Source organism: Bradyrhizobium sp. 27S5 (genome assembly GCF_037217225.1).
Lineage (GTDB): Bacteria > Pseudomonadota > Alphaproteobacteria > Rhizobiales > Xanthobacteraceae > Bradyrhizobium > Bradyrhizobium septentrionale.
Window position 1 is genome coordinate 8873012 of sequence record NZ_CP147714.1, and the last position, 26139, is coordinate 8899150.

Consider the following 26139-nt stretch of genomic DNA (forward strand, 5'->3'; position numbering starts at 1 on the left):
CAGCCCCGGCGCCCCGACGGCGCCGTTTCCTTTCCGCATTCAGGGTTCCATGACGACGCCGCGCAAGCTGCACATCAAGTCCTATGGCTGCCAGATGAACGTCTACGATGCGCAGCGCATGGTGGACACGCTGGCCAGCGAGGGCTTTGTCGAGACCGCGAGCGCTGACGACGCCGACCTCGTGATCCTCAACACCTGCCACATCCGCGAGAAGGCGTCGGAGAAGGTCTATTCCGAGCTCGGCCGGCTCCGGGTCGCCAAGGATGAGGCCGCGCGCCAGGGCCGCGAGATGAAGATCGCGGTTGCCGGCTGCGTCGCGCAGGCCGAGGGCGCCGAGATCATCCATCGTGCGCCGACCGTCGACATCGTGGTCGGGCCGCAGAGCTATCATCATCTGCCCGCACTGCTGAAGCGCGCCAAACAAAACGGCCGCGCGCTGGAAACCGAATTCCCGGTCGAGGACAAGTTCGGCTTCCTGCCGCAGCCGAAGCCGGAGGCGATCCGCGCCCGCGGCATCTCCGCCTTCGTCACGGTGCAGGAAGGTTGCGACAAGTTCTGCACCTTCTGCGTGGTGCCCTATACGCGCGGCGCGGAAGTCTCGCGTCCGGTCGCCAGGATCATCGACGACGTCAAGCAGCTCGCCGACAACGGTGTGCGCGAATTCACGCTGATCGGACAGAACGTCAACGCCTATCACGGCGAAGGCCCCGATGGCCGCGTCTGGCCGCTCGGCAAATTGTTGCGGCGGCTTGCGGAAATTCCCGGCGTCACACGGCTGCGCTATTCGACCAGCCATCCCCGCGACGTCGACGACGATTTGATCGCGGCGCATCGCGATTTGCCCGAACTGATGCCGTTCGTGCACCTGCCGGTGCAATCGGGGGCGGACCGTATCCTCGCGGCCATGAACCGCAAACATACCGCCGATGACTACCGGCGTGTCATCGACCGGTTCCGTGCCGCGCGGCAAGACATTGCTTTTTCATCAGATTTTATCGTGGGCTTCCCCGGAGAGACTGAGGAAGAATTTTCCGCCACTCTCGCGCTTGTCACGCAAATCGGGTACGCTGCGGCATATTCATTCAAGTATTCGCCACGGCCGGGCACGCCGGCGGCGGAGATGCGGGAGACGGTGTCAGCAGCCGAGATGGACGAACGCTTGGGGCGGCTTCAGGAACTGATCGACAGCCAGCAGTCGGCCTTCAACCGGGCCGCGATCGGCACGACGGTGGAAGTGCTGTTCGAGCGCGCCGCGCGCAATCCGGGCCAGATCGTCGGCCGTACCGCCTATTTGCAGCCCGCCCACGTGATGGCATCGCCCGACATTATCGGCCAGGTCCGCTCCGTGAGGATCGACAGCCTCGAGCGTTACAGCCTGATCGGCGAGCTGGCCACGACAGCCGCACCAAATTTCATCTCGCAGACCATTGGAGCCTGAAATCCTTGCCCAAAAGCGCATCGGATTCGCCTTCGCTTGCTCCCAGCCGCAAACCTGACCGCGACATGCAAATTCCACCTGAGACCCAGGTCGTCATCGATTTCGACGACAACCGCGCCGCATCCGCACTGGTCGGCCCCTACGGACAGAATCTGGCGCTGATCGAGCGGCGGCTCGGCGTCGTGGTCGATTCCCGCGGCAATCACCTCACCATCGCGGGCTCCCGCGACGGCTGCGACGCTGCGCGGCGGGTGCTCGAGACGCTCTATGCGCAGGCCGTCGAGGGCCACGATCTCGATCAGGGCGAGGTCGAAGGTGCGATCCGGGCCGTGATCGCACAGGGATCGCTGTTCGAGTTCGACAACAAGACCGCCAAGCCGACTTTCGAGACCATCAATCTGCGCAAGCGTCCGGTGCGCGCCCGCACCGCGGCGCAGGACTCCTACATCCGCGCGCTGAAGCGGCACGAGCTGGTGTTCGGCGTCGGTCCGGCCGGCACCGGCAAGACCTGGCTCGCGGTCGCTCATGCGGCGCAATTGTTCGAGCGCAAGGAGGTCGATCGCATCATCCTGACCCGGCCCGCGGTCGAGGCCGGCGAGCGGCTCGGCTTCCTGCCCGGCGACCTCAAGGAGAAAGTCGATCCGTATCTGCGCCCGATCTACGACGCGCTGTACGATCTGATGGATGCCCGCGTGGTCGAACGCGCGCTGCAGGGCAACGAGATCGAGATCGCGCCGCTCGCCTTTATGCGCGGCCGCACCCTGACCAATGCCGCCATCATCCTCGACGAGGCGCAGAACACCACGACGATGCAGATGAAGATGTTCTTGACACGTCTTGGCGAGAACAGCCGGATGATCGTCACCGGCGACCCGTCGCAGGTCGACCTGCCGCATGGCCAGGCTTCGGGGCTCACGGAAGCCGTGAAGCTGCTCGATGGCGTCGAGGGCATTGCCCAGGTGCATTTCAAGGCCGAGGACGTCATCCGCCATGAATTGGTGGCGCGCATCGTGGCCGCCTATGAGGGATTGCCGCAAAAGCCGGCAAACGCCAGATCTTGAGACCAATAGCTTCGGCCGCAAGCCCGCACGACGCGGGTTCCGGCCATAACGCAGATTTTGAAACGACCGTGTCTGCTCTTCCTGCAACCGAGGTTCTCGTCACCGCCGACTGCTGGCAGGCCGAGCCCGACGCCGACGCGGTGATCCATCGCGCGATCGAGGCTGCCGCCGCGATCGCCGATGCCGATGTCGCAGACGCCGAGCTTGCAGTGATGCTGACCGACGACGCCGGCATCCGCACGCTGAACGCCAACTGGCGCAGCATCGACAAGCCGACCAACGTACTGTCGTTTCCGGCGCTGCAGCCCGAAGGCGCCGGCGGCGAGGACGATGCCCCGCGCATGCTCGGCGATATCGCGATCGCCTATGAGACGACGCGGCGGGAGGCCGATGAAGAACAGAAACCGTTCGACCATCATTTGAGCCATCTCGCGGTGCATGGCTTCCTGCATCTGATCGGTTACGACCACGAGAACGACGACGATGCCGAGGACATGGAGGCGCTCGAGCGCGAGATCCTCTCTTCTCTCGGCATTCCCGACCCCTATGCGGATCGGACCGCCTGACATGCCGGATTCCGAACCAACGCACGACAATCCGCGCAACGTGGGCAACCTGCCCGCCGTCGTGCACGAAGGCGAGGTGCAGCGTCCCGCCGCCGAGGGCTGGCTGGTGCGCGCGATCCGTACGCTGTTCGGCTGGAAGGCCGGCTCGGTGCGCGACGACCTGCAGGTGGTGCTCGACGCCTCGACGCCCGACGATGTCGGCTTCTCGGCGATCGAGCGCACCATGCTGCGCAACATCCTGTCGCTGAACGAGCGCCGGATCGCCGACGTCATGGTGCACCGCGCCGACATCGTCGCAGTCAAGCGCGACATTCCGCTCGGCGAATTGATGAGCCTGTTCGAGAGCGCGGCGCATTCGCGGCTCGTCGTCTACAACGAGACCCTCGACGATCCCGAGGGCATGGTGCACATCCGCGACCTGCTCGCCTTCATGACCGCGAAGGCGCGGGTCACCGATGCGACCAAGACGCGGCGCAAGAAGCCGTTCCCGGCAGGGCTCGATCTGCGCACGGTCGATCTCGCGCTGCCGCTGGCGGACGCCAATATCATCCGCAAGCTGCTCTACATCCCGCCGTCGATGCGCGCGATCGACCTCTTGGCGCAGATGCAGGCCTCGCGCATCCATCTCGCGCTGGTGGTCGACGAATATGGCGGCACCGACGGGCTGGTGTCGATCGAGGATATCGTCGAGCAGATCGTCGGCGAGATCGACGACGAGCACGATTCGGACGAGCCGCCGTCGATCGTTCGCCAGGCCGACAACTCCTTCATCGCCGACGCGCGCGCCAGCCTCGACGATGTCCGCTCGGTGATCGGCGATGATTTCGTGATCGGCGAGGCCGGCGAGGAGGTCGAGACGCTCGGCGGCTATCTGGTGTCGTTCGTCGGCCGGCTGCCGGTGCGCGGCGAGGTGATCTCGGGGCCCGGCAATTACGAGGTCGAGGTGCTCGACGCCGATCCGCGGCGGGTCAAACGGGTGCGAATCAGCGCGCGCAAGGAGCGGCCGACGCCGCGCAAGGAGCGCGAGCGGCGCCGCGAGCAGACCCCGGACTCCGGAACGCCACAGGCGAATGACAATTTGCCGCCGCCCGGCGAGGGAGCCGGACCGCAGTGAGGCTCTCCGACCGGCTCCGATCGATCGGCCTTGCGGTCATCCTGACCTGGGGGTGGAAGCGCGCCGTCCTCGCGCTCACGGCCGGCGCGTTGTCGTCGCTGGCGATGGCGCCGTTCAACGCCTGGCCGGTTCTTTTTTTGACCTTCTCCATCGCGGTCTGGCTGATCGACGGCGCTGCTGCCGGACGCTGGCGCGGCGTGCCCGCGGCGGCGATGTCCGGCTTCTGGTTCGGCCTCGGCTATTTCGTGCCGGGCCTGTACTGGATCGGCTACGCGTTCTTCGTCGATGCGCAGACCTTCGCCTGGCTGACGCCGTTCGCCGTGCTCGGCCTGCCGGCCTATCTTGCGCTGTTCACCGCCTTCGGTTTCGCGCTGGCGCGGCTGATCTGGCCGCGCGACGCCTCGCGCGTGCTGGCGCTCGCGGTCAGCCTGACGATATCGGAGTGGCTGCGCGGTCATCTCCTGAGTGGCTTTCCGTGGAATGCGTTCGGCTACGCGCTGACCGAACCATTGGCGCTCGCCCAGACCGCGTCGCTGATCGGGCTGTGGGGCATGACGTTCCTGGCGGTCGCGATCTTCGCAAGCCCAGCCGTGCTGATCGACGGCGCCTCACGCGGCCGCAAGCCGTGGCGCGCACCGGTCGCAGCCGTGCTGGTTCTGGCGGCGATGCTGGCGTTCGGCGCGGTCCGTCTCGCGCAGGAGCCGACCAGGATGGTCGACGGCGTCAAGCTCCGCATCATGCAGCCCGATTTGCAGCAGGACGCCAAGTTCAACTACTCCGCCAAGGCGGCGGTGATGCAGAAATATCTCACTCTGTCGGATCGGGCCTCGGGGCCGCACTCCACGGGCGTGAGCGATTCCACCATCCTGATCTGGCCGGAATCCGCGTTTCCGTTCTTCCTGACCAAGGAAGCCGACGCGATGGCGCAGATTGCCGACCTGCTGCCAAAGGGAACCGTGCTGATCACGGGTTCGGTGCGTGCGCCCGATCTGCCGCCCGGCGTCCGCGTCACGCGCGCCTACAATTCGATCTACGTCATCGACCACGATGGCAGCGTGCTCGCGGTCTACGACAAGCTGCATCTGGTGCCGTTCGGCGAATATCTGCCGTTCCAGGACTGGATGGAGAAGCTCGGCTTCGAGCAGCTGACCAAGATGCAGGGCGGCTACATTCCGGGCACCATCCGCCGGACCCTCGACATTCCGAATGCGCCACGCGCTTTGCCCCTGATCTGCTACGAGGCGATCTTTCCCGGCAATGTGGTGAGCCGCGATGACCGTCCCGGCTGGATCGTCAATGTCACCAATGACGGCTGGTTCGGAATCTCGACCGGCCCCTATCAGCACCTGCAGCAGGCCCGGCTGCGCTCGATCGAGGAAGGCCTGCCGATGGTGCGTGCCGCCAATACGGGCGTCTCGGCCATCATCGACCCGGTTGGCCGGATCGTCGCACAGCTTGGGCTCGGCATCGAAGGCGTGCTCGATGCCGGCCTGCCCACGGCCCTGCCGCCGACGATCTATGCGCGCATCGGGAACATCCCCGCCGCTGTGATTGTGATCACAGCGCTGGCGTTCGTGCTGCGGCGCCGTTTTGTGAGGCGAAAAGCCTGACCACGCATATCGGCAGTTGTCGCCGAACCCGAAAAAGTGTCGAAATTTACCTCAGCGCGATTCCACCAGTTGACAGATCGACCGTGCACTTCGCATTGTACGGGTCCACGCGAAATCACAAGCCAAGTCAGCCCCTTTGCGCAAATTGTCCGCATTTCGTCCCGATCCTCCTTGCAGGATTTGACGGCACCGGCGCCTGAGGCATACTCCACTTCCAACTTGCCTCAGCCACGGGCGCGCAATCCCTTAGGAGAGTTGGAAATGTCCACCAAAGCGCCCAATCCTGTTGACAAATATGTCGGCAGCCGCGTCCGCATGCGACGCATCATGCTCGGCATGAGTCAGGAGAAACTGGGCGAGGCGTTAGGCCTGACGTTCCAGCAGGTGCAGAAATACGAGAAGGGCACCAATCGTGTCGGCGCCAGCCGGCTGCAGCAGATCTCCGAAATCCTGCAGGTGCCGGTCTCCTTCCTGTTCGACGGCGGCCCGAGCGGCGTCAGGACCGAGAACGGCTTCAGCGAGGGCGCCTCGCCGAGCTATGTCTCCGATTTTCTGGCAACCGCAGAGGGCCTAGCCCTGACACGGGCCTTCACGCGCATCGCCGACGCCAAGCTTCGCCGCAGCATCGTCGAGCTGGTCGAGCAGATCGCGGCGCGCGAGGCGTCCGAACAGGCCTGATCCGGCCATATCCGTTTGAGAGAACTTCAAATCTGGAATATGTCATTCCGGCGCACGCTAACGCGCGATCAGTCATCGCGCTTTAGCTCGTTGTTTGAGCATGATCTTTTCGGAAAACCGCTTCGCACTTTTCCGGATCATGCTCGCGTGCGCTGAATGATAAAGCGAACTCACAGGCAGCAACAACATGTCCAGCAACCCGTTCGAAACCACGTCGATTCTCGACGGCATTCGCCGCTGGGTCGAGATCGAGTCTCCGACGGAGCGGCCGGATCAGGTCAACAGACTGGCTGATCTCGTGGCCTCTGAATATCGCGACCTGCCGGCCACCGTCGAGCGCATTGCGGGACGTGACGGCTGCGGCGATCATTTGGTCGCACGCTCGTCCTGGGGGCAGGACGCACCGGGCATTCTGGTGCTGAGCCATCTCGATACAGTTCATCCGATGGGATTCATCGATCGGTTACCATTCAAGATCGAAGGCGACAGCGCGTTCGGCCCCGGCATCTACGACATGAAGGGCGGCGCCTATCTCGCCTATCATGCGTTCCGGCAGATTTGCGCCGCTGACGCGCGCCCGCTCGGCATCACCCAGCTCTACGTCTCGGACGAGGAGATCGGCAGCCCGACCTCGCGGGCGCTGATCGAGGCCGAGGGCCGCAAGGCCAAATATGTGCTGGTGACCGAGCCCGCGCGCGACGGCGGCAAGATCGTCACCGGGCGCAAGGGCGTCGCGCGCTTCGACGTGCATATCAAGGGCGCGCCGGCGCATGCCGGCACGCGCCCCGAGGACGGCCGCAGCGCGATCCGGGAGCTCGGCCATGTGATCCTGGCGCTGGAGGCGATGAACGATCTCAAGCGCGGCATCACCGTCAATGTCGGCGTCGTCCGCGGCGGCACCAAGCCGAACGTGATCGCCGAGGAGGCCTACGCCGAAGTCGATCTGCGCGTGCCGACCATCGCCGACGCCGACGAGCTGGTGCCGAAGATCCTCGGAATCACCTCGCGCACCGAGGGCGTCAGCGTGAAGGTGACAGGCGAATTGAACCGTCCGCCCTACGAGAAGAGCAACGCCGGCGCCGCGCTTTACGAACATGCCAGGGAGCTTGCCGCCGAACTCGGCTTCGAGCTGCTCGATGTCTTCACCGGCGGCGGCTCCGACGGCAATTTCACCGCGCCGCATACCGCAACGCTCGACGGTCTCGGCGTCGACGGCAAGGGCGCGCATACCCATTACGAGCAGCTCTATGTCTCGTCGATCGAGCCGCGCGCGCGGCTGCTCCACCGCCTCTATCAAACGCTGCGATGATATCTGCGCCTGACGACAATGATCGTGATCCATCCGACGACGGCGCGATGGCACATTCGCGCGGCTCGTTCTTCGGGCGGCGCAAGGGTCACAAGCTGCGCGCGCACCAGGCCGACCTGATCGACACGCTACTGCCGCATCTGGCAGTCGACATCTCGGCTCCCGCGCCTGCGACGCTGACCGAATTGTTCGATGACGGGATCGGGGATGTCAGGCTCGAGATCGGCTTCGGCGGCGGCGAGCATCTGATCGCGGAAGCACAGGCATTTCCGGCGACGGGCTTCATCGGCTGCGAGCCCTATGTCAACGGAATGGCGAAGATCCTGACCCAGATCGAGGCGCAGAATGTCGGCAACATCCGCCTGTTCGCCGGCGACGCGGCCGAGCTGTTGGCCTGGGCACCGCCACGCGCGCTCGCGCGCATCGACCTGATACATCCCGATCCCTGGCCGAAGCGGCGGCACTGGAAGCGGCGCTTCGTGCAGGATGCAACGGTCGCTGCAATGACACGATTGCTGCCGCCGGGCGGCGAATTCCGCTTCGTCAGCGACATCGACGATTATTGCGCCTGGACGCTCGCACATCTGATGCGCTCGCCCGACTTCGCCTGGCTCGCCGAGCGCGCGATCGACTGGCAGCAGCCGTGGCCCAACTACACGATGACGCGCTACGGCGCCAAGGCCGAGCGCGAAGGGCGCAAGGCGGCGTATCTGCGATTTCGCAGGCTCTGACGCGGACTATTGGTTGGCCAGCCGCGCCTTCCTGACGTCGGTCGCCTCCCACACCATGCGCTTGCCGCGCTCGCGACCGAGCAGCTCGATCGGATCGTGATTGTCGATGTGGCCGAACTGGCCCTTGTAGACGCTGTAGCCGCACAATTCCTGCAGGCGGCGCGGAAAGCGCGCCGCGGTCTCGCGCGGAATCCCGAGCTGCAAATTTTCCTGCTGCCGCATCCAGCCCCAGCAATAAGCGCAGGAGAACGCAAAGCGCCTGGCGTCGCTGGTGTTGGCGCCGCCGCCGTGCCACAGCGCGCTGTCGAATAGCATCACGCTGCCGGCCGGCATCGTCGCGGTGACGGCGTCGTAATCCTTGCCGTATTCCGGCGACGAATCGAGTTTGTGGCTGCGCGGAATGATCCGCGTCGCGCCATTGTCGTCGCGGAAATCCGACAGCGCCCAGATCGCATTGATCGTGATCGGGATGTGCGGCCGCGGTAGCGGGATCAACTGGGTGTCTTCATGAATCGGCTGCGCCACCTCGCCGGGGCCGAGCACCAGCGAGCAGAACGACGACAGCAGGCATTCCTTGTCCAGCACGCGTTCGACCACCGGCAGCACGTTCTCATGCAGCGGCACTTCCCAGAACAGATCGTCATAGGTCAGGAGGTTGTTGATGCGCAACGTCTTGAAGCCCTCGAACGACGTTCGGGCGGGTGCGAGATTGTGCTCGCTCTCGATCCGCAGCACCGCCGCTTTCAATCCCTCGACCAGCTCCGGCGAAGCGGCACGCTCGATCACCGTGTATCCGTCGTCGCGGATCCGCGCGGCGTGCGATTGGATGTCGGCGTCCGTCAGCATGGCGATCTCCCAATTGGCACTGTGTCGCGCCTTGCCGAAAGCATAGCGGAACGGCTTTAGTCGGTCACCCCCGCGCAACGGCTTTGCCGTTGCGCGGGGATGACGGAATCAAGAGCTTGTTGGCGTGCCTATCGCGACTTCCAGAAATCCACGACGCGCTGCGCGGTCGACGGCATCAGGCGAACGAAATTCACGCGCGCACCTTCGATATCGGCAGGCGACGGCACACGGTTGGGCCCGAGCCGCATCAGGATCAGGGCGCGCACGGTCGGCCATTCGAAGCCGACCGTCTTGCCGGCGATCAGGATCGGATCGTAGCGATCGCCGGAGATCAGGCGGTCGAGCGTGACGATCTTCACGCCGGTCATCGCGGCGAGCGCCGCCACGCATTCCTCGTATTTGAACGCCTTTGCGAAGCCTGCCACCGCGGCCTCGTTCAATTCGCCGGCGCGATGCAGCGCCAGGATCGCGCGCTGCGCGGCTGCGAAATCGCGGCCGACGACCTCAGCGACGACACCTTCGATCTCGTTCATCGCCAGCTTGATCTCGGCCTGCCGCTCCGGCTTGGCGACGCTATGCAACCGACGGCGGATCACGTCGATCGAGCCGGCCAGCAGGCTCTTCAAATGTTCGGGCGGAAGATCGTCGCGGCGTCCGATCCTCAGCGTCAGCACGCCGTCCTGGCCGGCGCGACGCACCAGCGTCGCAAAGGAATCGTCGGAGAACGCGGCGCCGGCATTGCCGGCGGCGCATCGGATCACGTCGCGATCGCCGCGACGGATGATGACATCGGTCAGTGCGGTCGAAAGCCTTGACCGCTCGGCCATCGCAAGCAGATGACCCTGGCCCTTGGCATTGGCGATCTCGACTAGCACCCGATCGTCGATGACGGGTGATTTGCGCAGCAGCGGGCCTGCGATCGCGACGTCATCCTCACGGGCGAGTTGCCCGACCAGGTGCCGCGGCGCATTGGCGAGCGGCGCGAGCCGCTCGGCGAGATCGATCCGTGCCGCGAGCTCGGCATGCGGGACCAGGCTGGTCAGCACCCCGTCGAACAGGTCGATATGGTCGGGGCGAAAGCTCCCGGCGCCCTGCAGGAACAGCTCGCCGAGCCGCCGTGCGGCCTCGGCGCGGCGCTTGGGGTCGCCGCGGCGAACGATGTCGTCGAGTTCCGGGATCAGCGCAGGGGCTGTCGTCATGAGCCTTGTCCAAACCGGCGGCTTCTGCCGGTTTTCGGCAATCTATGGTCCCGTTCGTAAACGGAGGGTTAGGTCGAATTTGCCCCCGGGAAGCGGCAAAATCGCGTTCCGCGCGAAACGGAGGCCTTGCCGGCCCCGGGCAAAAGAGCTATATCCACCGCAACTTATGGTATCTCATACGATCGCGTAGGAGAGTGGGCCCCCCGGGACCCGCTCTTTTTTATTACCTGACGGGACCCAGCGAGGCCGGGTTCGGTTTGGGTAGCGTTAGCGGCCACTTAAGGCCATTTGAACAACACAACAGACCTCAGCAGCCTTTGGACCTCAGACAGCCTTTGACACTGGATATGACCGAACCGACCGCCACGCCCGTGGACACCGAACTGCTCGCCGAGCCGCGGCTCGTCGTCGAGCCCGGGGTCGCGGCGCGTGTCGCTGCGGTCGCGGCCCCGGTGCTGCAGGGCATGGGCTATCGCCTGGTGCGCATCAAGGTCTCGGGCGACGCCGGCTGCACGGTGCAGATCATGGCGGAACGGCCCGACGGCACGATACAGCTCGAGGATTGCGAGGCGATCTCGCGCGCGCTGTCGCCGGTGCTCGATGTCGCAGACCCGATCGAGCGCGCCTACCGGCTGGAGATCTCGTCGCCCGGCATCGACCGCCCGCTGGTGCGCCGTTCCGACTTCGAGCGCTACACCGGTCATCTCGTGAAGATCGAGATGGCGGTGGCGCATCAGGGCCGCAAGCGGTTCCGCGGCCTGCTCGCCGGCGTCGAGGGCAATGCGGTACGCATCAAGCGCGACGATCCGCGCCCCGGCGAGGACGCCGAGGTCCTGCTGGTAATGGAAGACATCTCTGACGCGCGGCTGGTGCTGACCGACGAGCTGATCGAGGAATCGATGCGCCGCGGCAAGGCCGCCGAGCGCGAGCTGCGCCGCGAGCTTGGCCTGGCGCCGCCGCAGCCGGCCCACGCCAGGAAGAGCGATCCCGCGAAGAGTCAGAAGCCGAAACCCAAGCCTGGTAACAAGCCCGGCACGAAGCCGGCTCCGACCAACACCAAAAAGCACCGGCTCGCCGCCGAACGCGCGCGCCGTGGCGAGATCGATCCATCCGAAGGAGACTAAGCCATGGCAGTCAGCGCCAACAAACTCGAACTGCTGCAGATCGCAGACGCAGTTGCGCGCGAAAAGTCGATCGACCGCTCCATCGTGATCGCGGCGATGGAAGACGCCATCGCCAAGGCCGCGCGTGCCCGCTACGGCAGCGAGACCGACGTCCATGCCGAGATCGACGCCAAGAAGGGCGAGCTTCGCCTGACCCGCCACATGCTGGTGGTCGAAATCGTCGAAAACTCCTCCAACCAGATTTCGCTGGCCGACGCGCAGCGCGCCAATCCAGGCGCCCAGGTCGGCGACACCATCGCCGATACGCTGCCGCCGCTGGAATATGGCCGCATCGCCGCGCAGTCCGCCAAGCAGGTGATCGTGCAGAAGGTGCGCGAGGCCGAGCGCGACCGGCAGTACCAGGAATTCAAGGACCGCATCGGCGACATCGTCAACGGCATCGTCAAGCGCGTCGAATATGGCAGCGTGATCGTCGACCTCGGCCGCGGCGAAGCGATCGTGCGCCGCGACGAGATGCTGCCGCGCGAAGTGTTCCGCAACGGCGACCGCGTCCGCGCCTATATCTTCGACGTCCGCCGCGAGACCCGCGGTCCGCAGATCTTCCTGTCGCGCACCCATCCGCAGTTCATGGCGAAGCTGTTCGCGCAGGAAGTGCCGGAAATCTATGACGGCATCGTCGAGATCAAGGCGGTTGCCCGCGATCCGGGCTCGCGCGCCAAGATCGGCGTGATCTCGCGCGATTCCTCGGTCGACCCGGTCGGCGCCTGCGTCGGCATGCGCGGCTCGCGCGTGCAGGCCGTGGTGAACGAGCTGCAGGGCGAGAAGATCGACATCATCCCGTGGTCGCCCGACATCGCGACCTTCGTGGTCAACGCGCTGGCGCCGGCCGAAGTCGCCAAGGTCGTGATCGACGAGGACCGCGAGCGCATCGAGGTCGTGGTTCCCGACACCAACAACCAGCTGTCGCTGGCGATCGGCCGCCGCGGCCAGAACGTCCGCCTCGCCTCGCAGCTGACCGGCTGGGACATCGACATCCTGACCGAGCAGGAAGAGTCGGAGCGCCGCCAGGCCGACTTCGAGAACTCGACCCGCGTGTTCATGGAAGCGCTCAATGTCGACGAAGTGGTCGGCCAGCTGCTCGCTTCAGAAGGCTTCACCTCGGTCGAGGAACTCGCGCTGGTCGACGTCAAGGAACTCGCCGGCATCGAAGGTTTCGACGAGGAGACCGCCACCGAGTTGCAGACCCGCGCCCGCGAATATCTGGAACAGCTTGAGGCCGAACTGGAAGCCAAGCGCAAGGAACTCGGCGTCGAGGACGCCATGAAGGACGTGCCGGGCGTGACCGGGAAGATGCTCGTGAAGCTCGGCGAGAACGACGTGAAGACCGTCGAGGACCTCGCCGGCTGCGCCACCGACGATCTGGTCGGCTGGACCGAGCGCAAGGAAGGCGGCGAGCCGACCAAGCATGCCGGGTTCCTCGATGGCATCGAGGTCTCGCGCGACGAGGCCGAGGCCATGATCATGCAGGCTCGCGTGAAGGCCGGCTGGATCACCGAGGCCGACCTCGCCAAGCCTGCTGCTGAGGAGGCCGAGGCCGCCGAAGCAGAAGCGGCGACCTAAGGAGATGGCCCACGGATGCTGGCTCAGCCTGACCCCGATCTCGACGATGGACCGCGGACGCAGAAGTCCGCGACCACGCGGATGTGCGCGGTCAGCCGCGAGGTGCGTCCGATCGACGAGCTGATCCGGTTCGTCATCGCCCCCACCGGCGAGGTGATCCCGGACCTCAAGCGCAAGCTGCCCGGCCGCGGATTGTGGGTGTCCGCATCGCGGCGCAGCGTTGCGGAAGCGGTCCGTCGTCACCAATTTAGCAAGGGATTCAAGCGTGACGTCCGCGTTGCGCCGACCCTTCCCACCGACACCGATGCACTCCTGGTGCGCAGCGTTACCGAGGCCCTGGCGATGGCCGCCAAGGCCGGTCAGGTCGTTTCGGGCTTCGGCAAGGTCGAGGACGCACTCAACCGGAACGAAACTGCAGCCCTGATCCACGCTTCGGACGGCGCCGCGGACGGAATCCGCAAATTGGACGCGATCGTCCGGCAAAGGGGCGAAAAACGTGGTGAATCGCCGGTAATCCCCGTCGTCAATGTTTTGACGTCGGAAGAATTGGATTTGGCACTTGGGCGGTCAAATGTGATACATGCTGCGCTGCTCGCGGGCCCGGCGAGCAAGACGTTCCTGTCGCGCTGCCAGATGCTGGTCCGATACCGGATGGCCGACGACGACAAGACCGCCGAAGCGGCCAGAAATTCCAGAGCGTGATCCGGGAAGGCGGACGCCGTCTTTCCGACCGGATCATGCTCAGCAAGAGACGACGTTGAAGGATTTGTGCGGCACACGCACAGCGAAACGAGATTAGGACTGCTGAATGGTTGATACCAAGACCCCTGGCGACAAGACTCTGAGTGTCCCGAGCAAGACGTTGTCGCTGAAGCCGCGCGTCGAGACGGGCACCGTGCGCCAGAGCTTCAGCCACGGCCGGACCAAGCAGGTCGTGGTCGAGAAGCGCGGCAAGCGCCGCGTCGGTGGCGACGGCCCGGGCGAGGCGCATGCGCCGGAACCCGTGGTTGCAAAGCCTGCGGCGCCCCCTGTCGCCAAGCCGCCGCTCGGCCGCCCCGCGGCCCCGCCGCAGCGTAACACCCGCTCCGGCGTGGTGCTGCCGACCTTGACCGAGGACGAGCGTTCCGCGCGCGCCAATGCGCTTGCCGACGCCCGGCAGCGCGATGTCGAGGAACGCCGCCAGGCCGAAGAGGAAGCCAAGCGCCGCGCCATCCGCGAGGCTGCCGAGAAGACGGAGCGCGAAGCCGCCGAGGCCCGCCGCAAGGCGGAAGAGGAGCGCCACCGCCACGAGGAAGAGGCCAAGCGCAAGGCCGAAGTCGAGGCCAAGCGCCGCTTCGGCGAGGGCGAGGCCAAGCCCGGCGCGGCGCCAGCCGCAGCTCCGGCCCGGCCCGCCGCAGCCGCACCTGCGTCTTCTGCGCCGGCAGCCCGGACACCGGCAGCCCGCCCGGCGACCACGACGACCACGCGTACCCCTGCCTCCGCGCCGAGACCCCCGGCGGTTGCCGCCGAGGCGGACGAAGACGAAGCTCCGCGCATGGTGCGCCGCCCCGGCGGTGCCGTGCGTCCGGTCGCCGCGCCGAAAACGACCCATAAACCCGCTCCGCAGAAGGAGCGCGGCCGCCTCACCTTGACCACCGCGCTCAACGCCGACGACGTGCGCGAGCGCTCGATCGCCTCGTTCCGCCGCCGTACCCAGCGTCTGAAGGGGCACGCGTCCAACGAGCCGAAGGAAAAGCTGATCCGCGAAGTCATTATCCCGGAAGCCATCGCGATTCAGGAACTCGCCAACCGGATGTCGGAGCGCGCAGTCGACGTCATCCGCATGCTGATGAAGCAGGGCGCGATGCACAAGATCACCGACGTGATCGATGCCGACACCGCGCAGCTGATTGCCGAGGAGCTCGGCCATAGCGTCAAGCGCGTCGCTGCCTCCGACGTCGAGGAAGGCCTGTTCGACGTTGTCGACGATTCCACCGACACCGAGCCGCGTTCGCCCGTGGTCACGGTCATGGGCCACGTCGACCACGGCAAGACCTCGCTGCTCGATGCGCTGCGCCACGCCAACGTGGTGTCCGGCGAAGCCGGCGGCATCACCCAGCATATCGGCGCCTATCAGGTGACTTCGCCGGAAAGCGGCAAGAAGATCACCTTCATCGATACGCCCGGCCACGCCGCGTTCACCGCGATGCGCGCCCGCGGCGCCAAGGTCACCGACATCGTCGTGCTGGTGGTCGCCGCCGATGACGGCGTGATGCCGCAGACGATCGAGGCGATCAACCACGCCAAGGCGGCCAAGGTGCCGATGATCGTGGCGATCAACAAGATCGACAAGCCCGATGCACGGCCCGAGCGCGTCCGCACCGAGTTGCTGCAATATGAAGTGCAGGTCGAATCGCTCGGCGGCGACGTCGTCGACGTCGAGGTCTCGGCCAAGAACAAGACCAATCTCGACCGGCTGCTCGAGATGATCGCGCTGCAGGCCGAAATCCTCGACCTGAAGACCAATTCGGAGCGTCCGGCCGAAGGCACCGTGATCGAAGCCAAGCTCGATCGCGGCCGCGGTCCGGTCGCAACCGTGCTGGTGCAGCGCGGCACGCTGCGCATCGGCGACATCATCGTGGCCGGCGCCGAAATGGGCCGCGTCCGTGCACTGATCTCCGACCAGGGCGAGAATCTCGACGAGGCCGGGCCGTCCGTGCCGGTCGAGGTGCTCGGCTTCAACGGGCCGCCGGAAGCCGGCGACCGTCTCGCCGTTGTCGAGAACGAAGCCCGCGCCCGCCAGGTCACGAGCTATCGCGCGCACCAGAAGCGCGAGAATGCGGCGGCCTCGATCTCCGGCATGCGCGGCTCGCTCGAGCAGATGATGTCGCAGCTCAAGACCGCGGGCCGCAAGGAGTTCCCGCTGATCGTCAAGGCCGACGTGCAGGGCTCGCTGGAAGCGATCCTGGGCTCGCTGGAAAAGCTCGGCACCGACGAAGTCGCCGCCCGCATCCTGCATGCCGGCGTCGGCGGCATCTCGGAGTCCGACGTCACGCTGGCGGAAGGCTTCAACGCCGCGATCATCGGCTTCTCGGTCCGCGCCAACAAGGAAGCGGCGGCCGCGGCCAAGCGCAACGGCATCGAGATCCGCTACTACAACATCATCTACGACCTCGTGGATGACATCAAAAAGGCGATGTCCGGCCTGCTCGCGCCCACGCTGCGCGAAACCATGCTGGGCAACGCGCAGATCCTGGAAGTGTTCAACATTTCCAAGGTCGGCAAGGTCGCAGGTTGCCGCGTCACCGACGGCACCGTGGAACGCGGCGCCAATGTGCGCCTGATCCGCGACAACGTCGTGGTGCACGAAGGCAAACTGTCGACGCTGAAGCGCTTCAAGGATGAAGTGAAGGAAGTGGTCGCCGGCCAGGAATGTGGCATGGCGTTCGAGAACTACGGCGACATGCGTGTCGGCGACGTGATCGAGTGTTACCGCGTCGAGACGATCCAGCGCTCTCTGTAAGTCCAAATCTTACGAAGCGCAGATCTTACTAAGCGTTGGGTCCATTTAACTGAAAATGCGACGACGTGGCCGGACTTTAGTCCGGCCACCCGCGCATTGTCTGATTGAAAGCAAAGCTAAGACATTGATGCCCGCGGCCACGGCCTGCGGGCGCGACGGTTTTGGAAGAAGGTCATGCCCCGTCAAAAGAAGAGTTCCAGCCCCGGCGGCTCACAACGTCAACTGCGCGTCGGCGAAACGGTTCGCCATGCGGTTGCCGAGATTCTGTCGCAGGGTGAGGTTCACGATCCCGATCTCGAAGGCCACATCATCACCGTTCCCGAGGTGCGAATGTCGCCGGATCTGAAGCTCGCGACGATCTACGTGATGCCGCTCGGCGGCCGCGACACCGACACGGTGATCGCCGCGCTCGAGCGCAACAAGAAGTTCCTGCGCGGCGAGATCGCGCATCGCGTCAACCTGAAATTTTCACCCGACATTCGCTTCCGCGTCGATGAGCGGTTCGACGAGGCGGAACGCATCGAGAAACTATTGCGAACACCTGCGGTGCAGCGAGACCTTGCACCCGATTCGGACGACGAGTGATGACTGTGATGACGACCAACAGCGTTGCCGACGCGAAGGATTCCGACGCGCGCGACGCTGAGCGGGATGGTTTTGCCGGGCAGCGCAGCGACGAGCCGCGCCGCACCAACAACGACCCGCGCCAGAGGCAGGGCAAGCAGAACCAGCAGCCGCGCCGCGACAAGCGCGACGTCCATGGCTGGGTGGTGCTCGACAAGCCGATCGGCATGACCTCGACGCAGGCGGTCGCCGTGCTCAAGCGCCTGTTCCAGGCCAAGCGCGCCGGCCATGCCGGCACGCTCGACCCGCTCGCCTCCGGCGGGCTGCCGATCGCGCTCGGCGAGGCCACCAAGACCGTGCCGTTCGTGATGGACGGCCGCAAGCGCTACCGCTTCACGGTGTGCTGGGGCGAGGAACGCGACACCGACGACACCGAGGGACGAGCCGTCAGGACCAGCGAGAGCCGGCCGACTGCCGATTCGATCCGGAACCTGCTGCCGCGCTTCACCGGGGTGATCGAGCAGATCCCGCCGCAATATTCGGCGATCAAGGTGCAGGGCGAGCGCGCCTATGATCTGGCGCGCGACGGCGGGACCGTGGACCTGAAGCCCCGCCCGGTCGAGATTCACGAATTAACCCTTGTAGAACATGGAGATAACGGCCAATCCGTGTTCGAGGCCGAGTGCGGCAAGGGAACCTATGTCCGGGCCCTGGCCCGCGATATGGGCCGGATTCTGGGCTGTTTCGGCCATATCTGCGCGCTGCGGCGGACCCTGGTCGGTCCGTTTACCGAAGCGGACATGATTCCGCTGGAACAGTTGGAGGCTTTGTGCAATAGAGCCGCGTCTGGCGAGGGCAGCCTCGCCGACGCGCTTTTGCCCGTTGAGACCGCGCTGGACGACATCCCGGCACTGGCCGTCACACGGGCTGATGCGGCAAGGCTCCACAGGGGCCAGGCCGTTTTGTTGCGCGGACGGGATGCGCCCAATACTAGCGGCACAGTCTATGTCACGGTGGCAGGCCGACTTCTCGCGCTTGCCGAAATTGGCAATGGCGAACTCATCCCCAAGCGCGTGTTCAACCTGAACGGACTGACCGCCAGTCCGGCTCGCAACAATGAAAGTAACTGACGATGTCGATTACCGCGGAACGCAAAGCGGAAGTCATCAAGACGAATGCCAACAAAGCCGGCGACACCGGCTCGCCCGAGGTTCAGGTCGCGATCCTGTCGGAACGCATCAATAACCTCACGGAGCACTTCAAGAGCCATGTGAAGGACAACCATTCACGCCGCGGCCTCCTGAAGCTCGTGTCGACGCGTCGCTCCCTGCTCGACTACATCAAGCGCAAGGACGAGGCGCGCTACAAGGCGCTGCTTGAGAAGCACAACATCCGTCGTTGATTTTGAGAAGCACGCGCGCGGGGTTCGCGCGCGTTTTCGCATGATCGTCCGTGAACTCGGGCTTTCGAATTGTCGAAAGATGATCATGCGCACCAGCATGGCAATCGCGCCATGCACACTAGCGTTCAGCAGCAATCCGGCCGCTGGACCGGGCAAGATGCCCAGATGACCGAAAGGATGGACGCCATCCGAAATCCACGGACCATGGCAGGATCGCCGGATACTGGTCGCGACAGCGCATCAGTGTCTCGCCGTCTTGGCATGGTCTTTGTGTTTCAGGGCGCCGTGCTTTCGTGAAACCATGAAAGAAAACCGAAATGTTCAATTCGCATTCCGTCGAAATCGACTGGGGTGGACGTCCCCTTAAACTAGAAACCGGCAAGATCGCCCGCCAGGCCGACGGCGCCGTGCTGGCGACCTACGGCGAGACCGTGGTGCTCGCCACCGTCGTCGCGGCGAAGTCGCCGCGCGAAGGCGTCGACTTCCTGCCGCTCACCGTCGACTACCAGGAGAAGACCTACGCCGCGGGCCGCATTCCCGGCGGCTATTTCAAGCGCGAGGGCCGTCCGACCGAGAAGGAGACACTGGTCTCCCGCCTGATCGACCGCCCGATCCGTCCGCTGTTCGTCGACGGCTGGCGCAACGAGACCCAGGTGATCGTCACCGTCCTGTCGCACGACATGGAGAACGATCCGGACATCGTGTCGCTGGTGGCTGCCTCCGCCGCCCTGACGCTGTCGGGCGCGCCGTTCAAGGGCCCGATTGGCGCCGCACGCGTCGGATTCGCCAATGACGAATACGTGCTCAACCCGACGCTCGACGAGATGACCGAGACCCAGCTCGACCTGGTCGTCGCCGGCACCGCCGACGCCGTGCTGATGGTGGAATCGGAAGCCAAGGAGCTCAACGAAGACGTGATGCTCGGCGCGGTCATGTTCGGCCACCGCCACTTCCAGCCGGTGATCAACGCGATCATCGAGCTCGCCGAGAAGGCCGCCAAGGAGCCGCGCGAAGTCACCACGATCGACAATTCGGAGATCGAGAAGGAAATGCTCGGCATTGCCGAGCAGGAGCTGCGCAAGGCCTATGCGATCCCGGTCAAGCAGGAACGCTATGCCGCAGTTGGCGCCGTCAAGGAGAAGGTGCTGGCGCACTTCTTCCCGGAAGGCCAGGAGCCGAAATACGACAAGCTCCGCGTCGCCGGCGTCTTCAAGGAACTGGAAGCCAAGATCGTCCGCTGGAACATCCTCGACACCGGCAAGCGCATCGACGGCCGCGACGCCAAGACCGTGCGCAACATCGTTGCCGAAGCCGGCGTGCTGCCGCGCGCCCACGGCTCGGCGCTGTTCACCCGCGGTGAGACCCAGGCGATGGTCGTGACCACGCTCGGCACCGGCGAGGACGAGCAGTACATCGACGCGCTGTCGGGGACGTACAAGGAAACGTTCCTGCTGCACTACAACTTCCCGCCCTACTCGGTCGGTGAAACCGGTCGCCTCGGCGGCACCAAGCGCCGCGAGATCGGCCACGGCAAGCTCGCCTGGCGCGCGATCCACCCGGTGCTGCCGCCGCATCACGAGTTCCCGTACACGATCCGCGTGGTCTCCGAGATCACCGAATCGAACGGCTCGTCCTCGATGGCCTCGGTTTGCGGCGCCTCGCTGTCGCTGATGGACGCCGGCGTGCCGCTGAAGCGGCCGACGGCCGGTATCGCCATGGGCCTGATCCTCGAAGGTCAGCGCTTCGCGGTGCTGTCGGACATCCTCGGTGACGAGGATCATCTCGGCGACATGGACTTCAAGGTCGCCGGCACCGACCAGGGCATCACCTCGCTCCAAATGGACATCAAGATCGAGGGCATCACTGAGGAAATCATGAAGGTTGCGCTTGGCCAGGCCAAGGATGGGCGCATCCACATCCTCGGCGAGATGGCCAAGGCCCTGACCGCGGCGCGCGCCGAGCTCGGCGAATACGCACCGCGCATCGAGACCTTCAAGATCGCCACCGACAAGATCCGCGAAGTGATCGGCACCGGCGGCAAGGTGATCCGCGAGATCGTCGAGAAGACCGGCGCCAAGGTCAACATCGAGGACGACGGCACCGTGAAGGTCGCCTCCAACGACGGCGAGGCGATGAAGGCCGCGATCAAGTGGATCAAGTCGATCGCCTCCGATCCGGAGATCGGCCAGATCTACGAGGGCACCGTCGTCAAGGTGATGGAGTTCGGCGCGTTCGTGAACTTCTTCGGCGCCAAGGACGGCCTGGTCCACATCAGCCAGCTCGCCGCCAACCGCGTGCAGAAGACCTCGGACGTCGTCAAGGAAGGCGACAAGGTCAAGGTCAAGCTGCTCGGCTTCGACGATCGCGGCAAGACCCGCCTGTCGATGAAGGCGGTCGACCAGGAGACCGGCGAGGACCTTGAGGCCAAGCAGAAGCCCGACGCACCGGCGCCGCGCGAAGCCGCCGGCGAGTAAGCCAGGGCAAATTGTTACCAAATCGACTGTGATGAAAAGGGCGGCCCGGTGGCCGCCCTTTTTAGTTTGTGGAGGTCGGACGCAAATCAATCTCCGCTGATCGCAATGCGCGGTTTTGACCCGGCATTGTGACCGACATTGCTGGAACCCGTTCACAACTTGCGCCTAATATCAGGGCGCCTTCCCAGCACGGAGATTCACGATGCCCTTGATGTCCCGACGCCATCTAATCATCGCAGCGACCGGCATCGCCGCGGCCGCCGCCTCGTCGCGCACAGCGTTCGCACAGGCCGCGGCGCAAGCGCCCAGCGGGCCGTTCAAGATCGATCCGCTGACCTACCCGACCAATGCGCTGGAGCCGCATATCGACGCCAGGACGATGGAAATCCATCACGACCGGCATCACCAGGCCTACGTCACCAACCTCAACAATTTCGCCAAGGACAATCCGCAGATCGCGGAGAAGCCGCTCACCGACGTGCTCGCCAATCTCGGCAATGTGCCGGACGCGATCCGCACCGGTGTCCGCAACAACATGGGCGGCCACGCCAACCACACGATGTTCTGGCAGATCATGGGGCCGAACGGCGGCAAGGCTGACGGCGAAGCGCTCGCCGCGATCGACCGCGACCTCGGCGGCATGGAGAAATTCCAGACCGATTTCAATGCCGCGGGCGGGCGCGTGTTCGGCTCCGGCTGGGTGTTCGTCACCGTGACCAGGGACGGCAAGCTCGCGATCGAGACGCGGCCGAACCAGGACAACCCGATCATGGACGGCAAGCGCGCGCTGCTCGGCAACGACGTCTGGGAGCACGCCTATTATCTGACCTATCAGAACCGCCGGCCCGATTACCTCAAGGCGTGGTGGAACACGGTGAACTGGAAGGCCGTGGCCGAGCGCTATGCGGCAGCAAAGGCCGGCACGCTCGGGGTATGAGCCGCTAAGGCTCGCTGGCCACAAGCGGCCGCGCTAGATTTGAAAGCCCCGCGAGACGCTCGTGGGGCTTTCTTGTGGGGCCTTCTTCTTGGGAAGACCCGGCTATGCGCCCGGAGAAACCGACGATGACGCTGCCGACCATCCGCCCCGGCCGCCCCGGCGAATATGACGAGATCGCGCGCATCTGGATGGAGAGCTGGACCTCGACCGGGCTCACACCACGGAGCGATAGCCTGTTGAGCGATCTGCGCGCGCGCCTGCGCCGCGAGATCGACAATGGCTGGAGCCTGTTCGTCGCCGACGATCGCGGCACCATCGCCGCGATGCTGGCGCTGCATCTGCCGACCTTGCTGCTCGACCAGCTGATGGTCGCGCCAAGCCATCAAGGCCGCAACCTGGGGCGCCATTTGCTCGCCTTCACCCGCAAGCAATTGCCCGACGAGATCTGGCTGAAATGCGTCCGCGAGAACGACAAGGCCTGGCGCTGGTACGAGCGCGAGGGCTTTGTGTTCGAGAAGGAGGAGCCCAATCCGGCGACCGGTTTCATGATGAAGCACTATCGGTGGAAGGGAGCGTAGTGCGCGGAACCTTGATGCGGCCTGCGAGCCGATCAATCGGTCGCAGCCAGCGAGGTTGACCAATATATTGGTCAGAAGCCGCGCGATCGATCCCATGTCTCGTGCGTTGCCAATCTGAGCCAGACGCGCGATGAATGGCCGCTGTCCGACCACGCGATGAAAGGCTCAAGCACCATGATCAAGCTGTACTGGTCGCCGCGCTCGCGCTCGTTCTCCGCCATCTGGCTGCTGGAGGAATCCGGCCTCGCTTACGAACGGGTGCTGACCGATATCAGCACCGGCGCGCAGAAGTCGCCGGACTTCCTCAAGATCAACCCGATGGGCAAGGTGCCGGCGCTGACCGACGGCGACGCGCAACTCGCCGAGGCGGCGGCGATCTGCGCCTATATCGCCGACCGCTATCCGGAGACAAAGCTCGCGCCGGCAACGACGGATCCGAAGCGCGCACGCTATCTGCAGTGGCTGTTCTTCTCGCCGAGCTGCATCGAGCCGGCGCTGATCCAGCTCTTCACCAAGTTGGAAGTGCCGACCAGCACCGCATCCTGGGGCAGCGCGGCGCAGGTGTTCGACGTGCTAGACGCCGAGCTGCAAAAGGGGCCGTGGATTCTCGGCGATCAGTTTTCCGCCGCCGACATCGCGATCGGCGCGGGGCTGAATTTTGCGGTGCGCGTGTTCAAGATGGTGCCGCCGCGGCCATCGTTCGATGCCTACATCGAGCGCTGCGTGGCGCGGCCCGCATTCCAGCGCGCGGAGAAGATCGCGGCGGGGTGAGGCATGTAGCCCGGATGAAGCGAAGCGCAATCCGGGATCAGTGTAGAGGTGGAGGGAGCAGCCCCGGATTTCGCTTCGCTTCATCCGGGCTACGAAGTGACTTCCGGCTGGCCTACGCTGGCACGACGCGGGGATCGACGTCCTGCGTGTAGTCGACGCCGTCGATGCCGAAGCCGAACAGGCGGAGGAACTGGCTCTTGTATTCTCCGAGATCGGCCAGTTCGCCGAGCGTCTCGGTGGTGAGCAGCGGCCAGCGCCGCGACACCTCGGCCTGCACCTCGGGCGAAAGCTCCCAGTCGTCGACCCTGATGCGCTGTTCGTTATCAAGCTCCACGCCCTTGCCGAGGCGCGTGCGGAACAGGCGGTCGATCTGCTCGATGCAGCCTTCATGGAGCCCGAGCTGCTTCATGACCTTGAACAGCACCGTGCCATAGAGCGGCACCACCGGAATGGCCGAACTCGCCTGGGTGACCACGGCCTTCAGCGCGACGACGCGGGCCGCGTCCGGACCGAGCCGGCCCCGGATCGCTTCCGCCTTGCGGTCGAGGTCGACCTTGGCGCGGCCGAGCGTGCCGTTCCAGTAGATCGGCCAGGTCAGTTCGCTGCCGATATAGGTGTAGTTGAGCGTGCGGAAGCCCGGCGCCAGCACGCCGGCATCCGCGAGCTGGTCGATCCAGCGCTTCCAGTCGTCGCCGCCCATCACCGCGACCGTGGCCGCGGTTTGATCCTCGCTCGCCGGCTCGAGGGTGGTCTGGAAGACCTCGCCGGTCTCGGTGTCGAGCGTCTTGATCTCGACGGGGGCGCCAAGCGGCTTGATGACCGAGCGATAGGTCTTGCCGGTGTCGGGATCGGTCCTGGCGGGAGCCGCCATGCTGTAGACCAGCAGGTCGAGCTGGCCGAATTTTTCGCGCACACGCTCGATGAAGTTCTGCTTCAGCTCGTCGGAGAAGGCATCGCCCTCCAGCGTGAGCGGAGACCGTCCGATCTTCTCGGCCTCGATCTCGAAGGCGCGGTTGTTGTACCAGCCGGCGCTGGCGGTTCTCTTTTCCGAAGGCTCGCGCTCCAGCGACACGCCGATAGTGTCGGCCCCGCCAGCGAAGGTCGCAACGATGCGGCTCGCGAGACCGTAGCCGGTCGAACAGCCGAGCACGGCGACGCGCTTGGGACAGTCCGCGACCGGGCCCTGGCGGAGAACGTAGGCGATCTGCTCGCGAACATTGGTGGCGCAGCCGACGGGATGTGCCGTCGTGCAGATGAAGCCTCGCACGCGCGGTTCGATAATCATTCCCACCCCATTCCGGATCGTTGCAATGTCCCCATTCGCGCCCTCAGCAAGCAAGGGGAGGCGAAATCACGCATCAAGCCGCCTGAACACCAGCGTGGCGTTGGTGCCGCCGAAGCCGAACGAATTCGACAGCACGGTCGTGAGCTTGGCGTTGTCGATGCGCTTGCGCACGATAGGCATGTCGGCGAACACCGGATCGAGCTCGGTGATGTGCGCGCTTTCGCAGATGAAGCCGTTGTTCAGCATCAGCAGCGAGTAGATCGCTTCCTGCACGCCGGTAGCACCGAGCGAGTGCCCGGTCAGCGCCTTGGTCGCCGAGATCGGCGGGCACTTGTCGCCGCTGCCGAACACCTTGCGGATCGCCTCGATCTCCGGCGGATCGCCGGCCGGCGTCGAGGTGGCGTGCGGATTGATGTAATCGACCGGCGTGTCCACCGTCGACATCGCCATGCGCATGCAGCGCTCGGCACCCTCGCCCGACGGCGCCACCATGTCGTAACCGTCCGAGGTCGCGCCGTAGCCGACGACCTCACCATAGATACGCGCGCCGCGCGCCTTGGCATGCTCGAGCTCTTCCAGCACCACGACGCCGGCGCCGCCGGCGATCACGAAACCGTCGCGGCTGATGTCGTAGGGACGCGACGCGGTAGCCGGCGTGTCGTTGTATTTCGAGGACATCGCGCCCATGGCGTCGAACAGCACCGACAGCGTCCAGTCGAGTTCCTCGCAGCCGCCGGCGAAGATGATGTCCTGCTTGCCGATCTGGATCGTCTCATAGGCGTTGCCGATGCAATGGTTCGACGTCGCGCAGGCCGAGGAGATCGAGTAGTTCACGCCCTTGATCTTGAACCAGGTCGCGAGCGTCGCCGACGCGGTCGAGGACATGCCCTTCGGCACCGCAAACGGTCCGACGCGCTTCGGGCCCTTGGCGCGCGCGATATCGGCGGCTTCCACCAGCGTGCGTGTCGACGGCCCACCGGATCCCATGATGATGCCGGTGCGGATGTTCGAGACTTGGTTCTCCTCGAGGCCGGCGTCCCGGATCGCCTGCTCCATCGCGACGTGATTCCAGGCCGCACCTTCGGCAAGGAACCGCATCGCGCGGCGATCGATCACCTCTGCGGGATTAAGTGTCGGCGCACCGTGCACCTGCGAACGGAAGCCGAGCTCCGCGGCCTTCTCCGCACGCGAAATGCCCGACTTTGCCTCGTAGAGGCTCGCAAGCACTTCCTGGGTGTTGTTACCGATGGATGAGACAATCCCCATCCCCGTGATGACAACCCGCCTCATGTTCGCCTCGCCCTGCCTTTATGTTGCCGCATGATGATCC

The 26139-nt window shown here is 65.2% G+C and carries 23 protein-coding genes; 19 read left to right on the forward strand and 4 right to left on the reverse strand.

Annotated elements, in window-relative coordinates; translation table 11 throughout:
- The first annotated feature begins 49 nt into the window (after nucleotides 1-49).
- The 8 genes from miaB (at nucleotide 50) to WDM24_RS41690 (ending at nucleotide 8507) form a co-directional block, all read left to right on the forward strand.
- Nucleotides 50-1438 (forward strand): tRNA (N6-isopentenyl adenosine(37)-C2)-methylthiotransferase MiaB, encoded by a 1389-nt coding sequence (miaB, locus tag WDM24_RS41655; RefSeq protein ID WP_338829842.1) that lies wholly within the window; start codon nucleotides 50-52, stop codon nucleotides 1436-1438.
- A gap of 65 nt (nucleotides 1439-1503) precedes the next feature.
- Nucleotides 1504-2499, forward strand: a complete 996-nt coding sequence (locus WDM24_RS41660) for a PhoH family protein (protein WP_029082426.1) — start codon at nucleotides 1504-1506, stop codon at nucleotides 2497-2499.
- Between the two features lie 68 nt (nucleotides 2500-2567).
- Nucleotides 2568-3065 (forward strand): rRNA maturation RNase YbeY, encoded by a 498-nt coding sequence (gene ybeY / locus WDM24_RS41665; RefSeq protein WP_029082427.1) that lies wholly within the window; start codon nucleotides 2568-2570, stop codon nucleotides 3063-3065.
- A gap of 1 nt (nucleotide 3066) precedes the next feature.
- Entirely contained in the window at nucleotides 3067-4179 is a 1113-nt protein-coding gene (locus WDM24_RS41670; RefSeq protein ID WP_338829843.1) for a hemolysin family protein, read from the forward strand.
- The gene (gene lnt, locus WDM24_RS41675) at nucleotides 4176-5789 is read left to right on the forward strand and encodes an apolipoprotein N-acyltransferase (RefSeq protein ID WP_338829844.1); all 1614 of its coding nucleotides are present in this window, start codon (nucleotides 4176-4178) and stop codon (nucleotides 5787-5789) included. Before WDM24_RS41670 ends, lnt begins: the two co-directional genes overlap by 4 nt.
- A 261-nt stretch (nucleotides 5790-6050) precedes the next feature.
- Nucleotides 6051-6467 (forward strand): helix-turn-helix domain-containing protein, encoded by a 417-nt coding sequence (locus tag WDM24_RS41680; protein ID WP_029082430.1) that lies wholly within the window; start codon nucleotides 6051-6053, stop codon nucleotides 6465-6467.
- A 187-nt stretch (nucleotides 6468-6654) separates the two neighbouring features.
- A complete protein-coding gene (locus WDM24_RS41685; RefSeq protein WP_338829845.1) occupies nucleotides 6655-7776 on the forward strand; it encodes a M20 family metallopeptidase in 1122 nt (373 codons plus the stop codon).
- Nucleotides 7773-8507, forward strand: coding sequence for a tRNA (guanine(46)-N(7))-methyltransferase TrmB (locus WDM24_RS41690; RefSeq protein ID WP_414645657.1), 735 nt, complete (start codon nucleotides 7773-7775; stop codon nucleotides 8505-8507). Before WDM24_RS41685 ends, WDM24_RS41690 begins: the two co-directional genes overlap by 4 nt.
- 6 nt (nucleotides 8508-8513) lie before the next feature.
- Here the strand turns inward: WDM24_RS41690 and WDM24_RS41695 are convergent, their stop codons facing one another.
- Nucleotides 8514-9353, reverse strand: coding sequence for a phytanoyl-CoA dioxygenase family protein (locus WDM24_RS41695; protein ID WP_338694294.1), 840 nt, complete (start codon nucleotides 9351-9353; stop codon nucleotides 8514-8516).
- A gap of 128 nt (nucleotides 9354-9481) precedes the next feature.
- Nucleotides 9482-10552: a DUF2336 domain-containing protein gene (locus WDM24_RS41700; RefSeq protein ID WP_338829847.1), complete on the reverse strand. Its 1071-nt coding sequence runs from the start codon at nucleotides 10550-10552 to the stop codon at nucleotides 9482-9484.
- A 347-nt stretch (nucleotides 10553-10899) separates the two neighbouring features.
- On the opposite strand from WDM24_RS41700, the gene rimP reads away from it, so the two are divergent.
- The 11 genes from rimP to WDM24_RS41755 all read left to right on the forward strand — a co-directional run bounded on the left by rimP (nucleotide 10900) and on the right by WDM24_RS41755 (nucleotide 23524).
- A complete protein-coding gene (gene rimP / locus WDM24_RS41705) occupies nucleotides 10900-11676 on the forward strand; it encodes a ribosome maturation factor RimP (RefSeq protein WP_338829848.1) in 777 nt (258 codons plus the stop codon).
- A 3-nt stretch (nucleotides 11677-11679) separates the two neighbouring features.
- On the forward strand, nucleotides 11680-13296 hold the full coding sequence (nusA, locus tag WDM24_RS41710) for a transcription termination factor NusA (protein ID WP_166299995.1): 1617 nt from the start codon (nucleotides 11680-11682) through the stop codon (nucleotides 13294-13296).
- Between the two features lie 15 nt (nucleotides 13297-13311).
- Nucleotides 13312-13998 carry an RNA-binding protein gene (locus tag WDM24_RS41715; RefSeq protein ID WP_338694286.1) on the forward strand — a complete coding sequence of 229 codons (687 nt, stop codon included), beginning with the start codon at nucleotides 13312-13314 and terminating at the stop codon, nucleotides 13996-13998.
- Between the two features lie 106 nt (nucleotides 13999-14104).
- Nucleotides 14105-16798: a translation initiation factor IF-2 gene (gene infB / locus WDM24_RS41720; protein ID WP_166299999.1), complete on the forward strand. Its 2694-nt coding sequence runs from the start codon at nucleotides 14105-14107 to the stop codon at nucleotides 16796-16798.
- Between the two features lie 174 nt (nucleotides 16799-16972).
- Entirely contained in the window at nucleotides 16973-17383 is a 411-nt protein-coding gene (rbfA, locus tag WDM24_RS41725) for a 30S ribosome-binding factor RbfA (protein WP_029082439.1), read from the forward strand.
- The gene (gene truB, locus WDM24_RS41730; RefSeq protein ID WP_338829849.1) at nucleotides 17383-18492 is read left to right on the forward strand and encodes a tRNA pseudouridine(55) synthase TruB; all 1110 of its coding nucleotides are present in this window, start codon (nucleotides 17383-17385) and stop codon (nucleotides 18490-18492) included. The genes rbfA and truB overlap by 1 nt, the downstream gene beginning before the upstream one ends.
- Nucleotides 18493-18494: 2 nt before the next feature.
- Nucleotides 18495-18764 (forward strand): 30S ribosomal protein S15, encoded by a 270-nt coding sequence (gene rpsO / locus WDM24_RS41735; protein ID WP_016844725.1) that lies wholly within the window; start codon nucleotides 18495-18497, stop codon nucleotides 18762-18764.
- A gap of 317 nt (nucleotides 18765-19081) precedes the next feature.
- Complete coding sequence (pnp, locus tag WDM24_RS41740) at nucleotides 19082-21238, forward strand: polyribonucleotide nucleotidyltransferase (RefSeq protein ID WP_166300003.1); 2157 nt, start codon at nucleotides 19082-19084, stop codon at nucleotides 21236-21238.
- A 202-nt stretch (nucleotides 21239-21440) separates the two neighbouring features.
- Entirely contained in the window at nucleotides 21441-22175 is a 735-nt protein-coding gene (locus WDM24_RS41745) for a superoxide dismutase (RefSeq protein WP_338829850.1), read from the forward strand.
- A 125-nt stretch (nucleotides 22176-22300) separates the two neighbouring features.
- Complete coding sequence (locus tag WDM24_RS41750; RefSeq protein WP_338694283.1) at nucleotides 22301-22753, forward strand: GNAT family N-acetyltransferase; 453 nt, start codon at nucleotides 22301-22303, stop codon at nucleotides 22751-22753.
- A 174-nt stretch (nucleotides 22754-22927) separates the two neighbouring features.
- On the forward strand, nucleotides 22928-23524 hold the full coding sequence (locus WDM24_RS41755; protein ID WP_338832539.1) for a glutathione S-transferase family protein: 597 nt from the start codon (nucleotides 22928-22930) through the stop codon (nucleotides 23522-23524).
- Nucleotides 23525-23636: 112 nt separating this feature from the next.
- Here WDM24_RS41755 and fabV read toward each other — a convergent pair whose 3' ends face one another.
- Both fabV and fabB read right to left on the reverse strand, forming a co-directional pair.
- Nucleotides 23637-24809 carry an enoyl-ACP reductase FabV gene (gene fabV, locus WDM24_RS41760; protein WP_338829851.1) on the reverse strand — a complete coding sequence of 391 codons (1173 nt, stop codon included), beginning with the start codon at nucleotides 24807-24809 and terminating at the stop codon, nucleotides 23637-23639.
- 66 nt (nucleotides 24810-24875) lie between these two features.
- Nucleotides 24876-26099 (reverse strand): beta-ketoacyl-ACP synthase I, encoded by a 1224-nt coding sequence (gene fabB, locus WDM24_RS41765; RefSeq protein ID WP_338694279.1) that lies wholly within the window; start codon nucleotides 26097-26099, stop codon nucleotides 24876-24878.
- Nucleotides 26100-26139: the final 40 nt, after the last annotated feature.

What these genes read in the sequence shown, in the direction of transcription:
- rimP (WP_338829848.1), top strand. Translation starts at nt 10,900, where the DNA reads ATGACCGAACCGACCGCCACGCCCGTGGACACCGAACTGCTCGCCGAG.
- WDM24_RS41750 (WP_338694283.1), top strand. Translation starts at nt 22,301, where the DNA reads ATGACGCTGCCGACCATCCGCCCCGGCCGCCCCGGCGAATATGACGAG.
- WDM24_RS41695 (WP_338694294.1), bottom strand. Translation starts at nt 9,353, where the DNA reads ATGCTGACGGACGCCGACATCCAATCGCACGCCGCGCGGATCCGCGAC.
- nusA (WP_166299995.1), top strand. Translation starts at nt 11,680, where the DNA reads ATGGCAGTCAGCGCCAACAAACTCGAACTGCTGCAGATCGCAGACGCA.
- WDM24_RS41745 (WP_338829850.1), top strand. Translation starts at nt 21,441, where the DNA reads ATGCCCTTGATGTCCCGACGCCATCTAATCATCGCAGCGACCGGCATC.
- rbfA (WP_029082439.1), top strand. Translation starts at nt 16,973, where the DNA reads ATGCCCCGTCAAAAGAAGAGTTCCAGCCCCGGCGGCTCACAACGTCAA.
- fabB (WP_338694279.1), bottom strand. Translation starts at nt 26,099, where the DNA reads ATGAGGCGGGTTGTCATCACGGGGATGGGGATTGTCTCATCCATCGGT.
- pnp (WP_166300003.1), top strand. Translation starts at nt 19,082, where the DNA reads ATGTTCAATTCGCATTCCGTCGAAATCGACTGGGGTGGACGTCCCCTT.
- WDM24_RS41670 (WP_338829843.1), top strand. Translation starts at nt 3,067, where the DNA reads ATGCCGGATTCCGAACCAACGCACGACAATCCGCGCAACGTGGGCAAC.
- rpsO (WP_016844725.1), top strand. Translation starts at nt 18,495, where the DNA reads ATGTCGATTACCGCGGAACGCAAAGCGGAAGTCATCAAGACGAATGCC.
- WDM24_RS41715 (WP_338694286.1), top strand. Translation starts at nt 13,312, where the DNA reads ATGCTGGCTCAGCCTGACCCCGATCTCGACGATGGACCGCGGACGCAG.
- infB (WP_166299999.1), top strand. Translation starts at nt 14,105, where the DNA reads ATGGTTGATACCAAGACCCCTGGCGACAAGACTCTGAGTGTCCCGAGC.
- WDM24_RS41660 (WP_029082426.1), top strand. Translation starts at nt 1,504, where the DNA reads ATGCAAATTCCACCTGAGACCCAGGTCGTCATCGATTTCGACGACAAC.
- WDM24_RS41690 (WP_414645657.1), top strand. Translation starts at nt 7,773, where the DNA reads ATGATATCTGCGCCTGACGACAATGATCGTGATCCATCCGACGACGGC.
- fabV (WP_338829851.1), bottom strand. Translation starts at nt 24,809, where the DNA reads ATGATTATCGAACCGCGCGTGCGAGGCTTCATCTGCACGACGGCACAT.
- WDM24_RS41685 (WP_338829845.1), top strand. Translation starts at nt 6,655, where the DNA reads ATGTCCAGCAACCCGTTCGAAACCACGTCGATTCTCGACGGCATTCGC.
- WDM24_RS41680 (WP_029082430.1), top strand. Translation starts at nt 6,051, where the DNA reads ATGTCCACCAAAGCGCCCAATCCTGTTGACAAATATGTCGGCAGCCGC.
- WDM24_RS41755 (WP_338832539.1), top strand. Translation starts at nt 22,928, where the DNA reads ATGATCAAGCTGTACTGGTCGCCGCGCTCGCGCTCGTTCTCCGCCATC.
- WDM24_RS41700 (WP_338829847.1), bottom strand. Translation starts at nt 10,552, where the DNA reads ATGACGACAGCCCCTGCGCTGATCCCGGAACTCGACGACATCGTTCGC.
- truB (WP_338829849.1), top strand. Translation starts at nt 17,383, where the DNA reads ATGACTGTGATGACGACCAACAGCGTTGCCGACGCGAAGGATTCCGAC.
- miaB (WP_338829842.1), top strand. Translation starts at nt 50, where the DNA reads ATGACGACGCCGCGCAAGCTGCACATCAAGTCCTATGGCTGCCAGATG.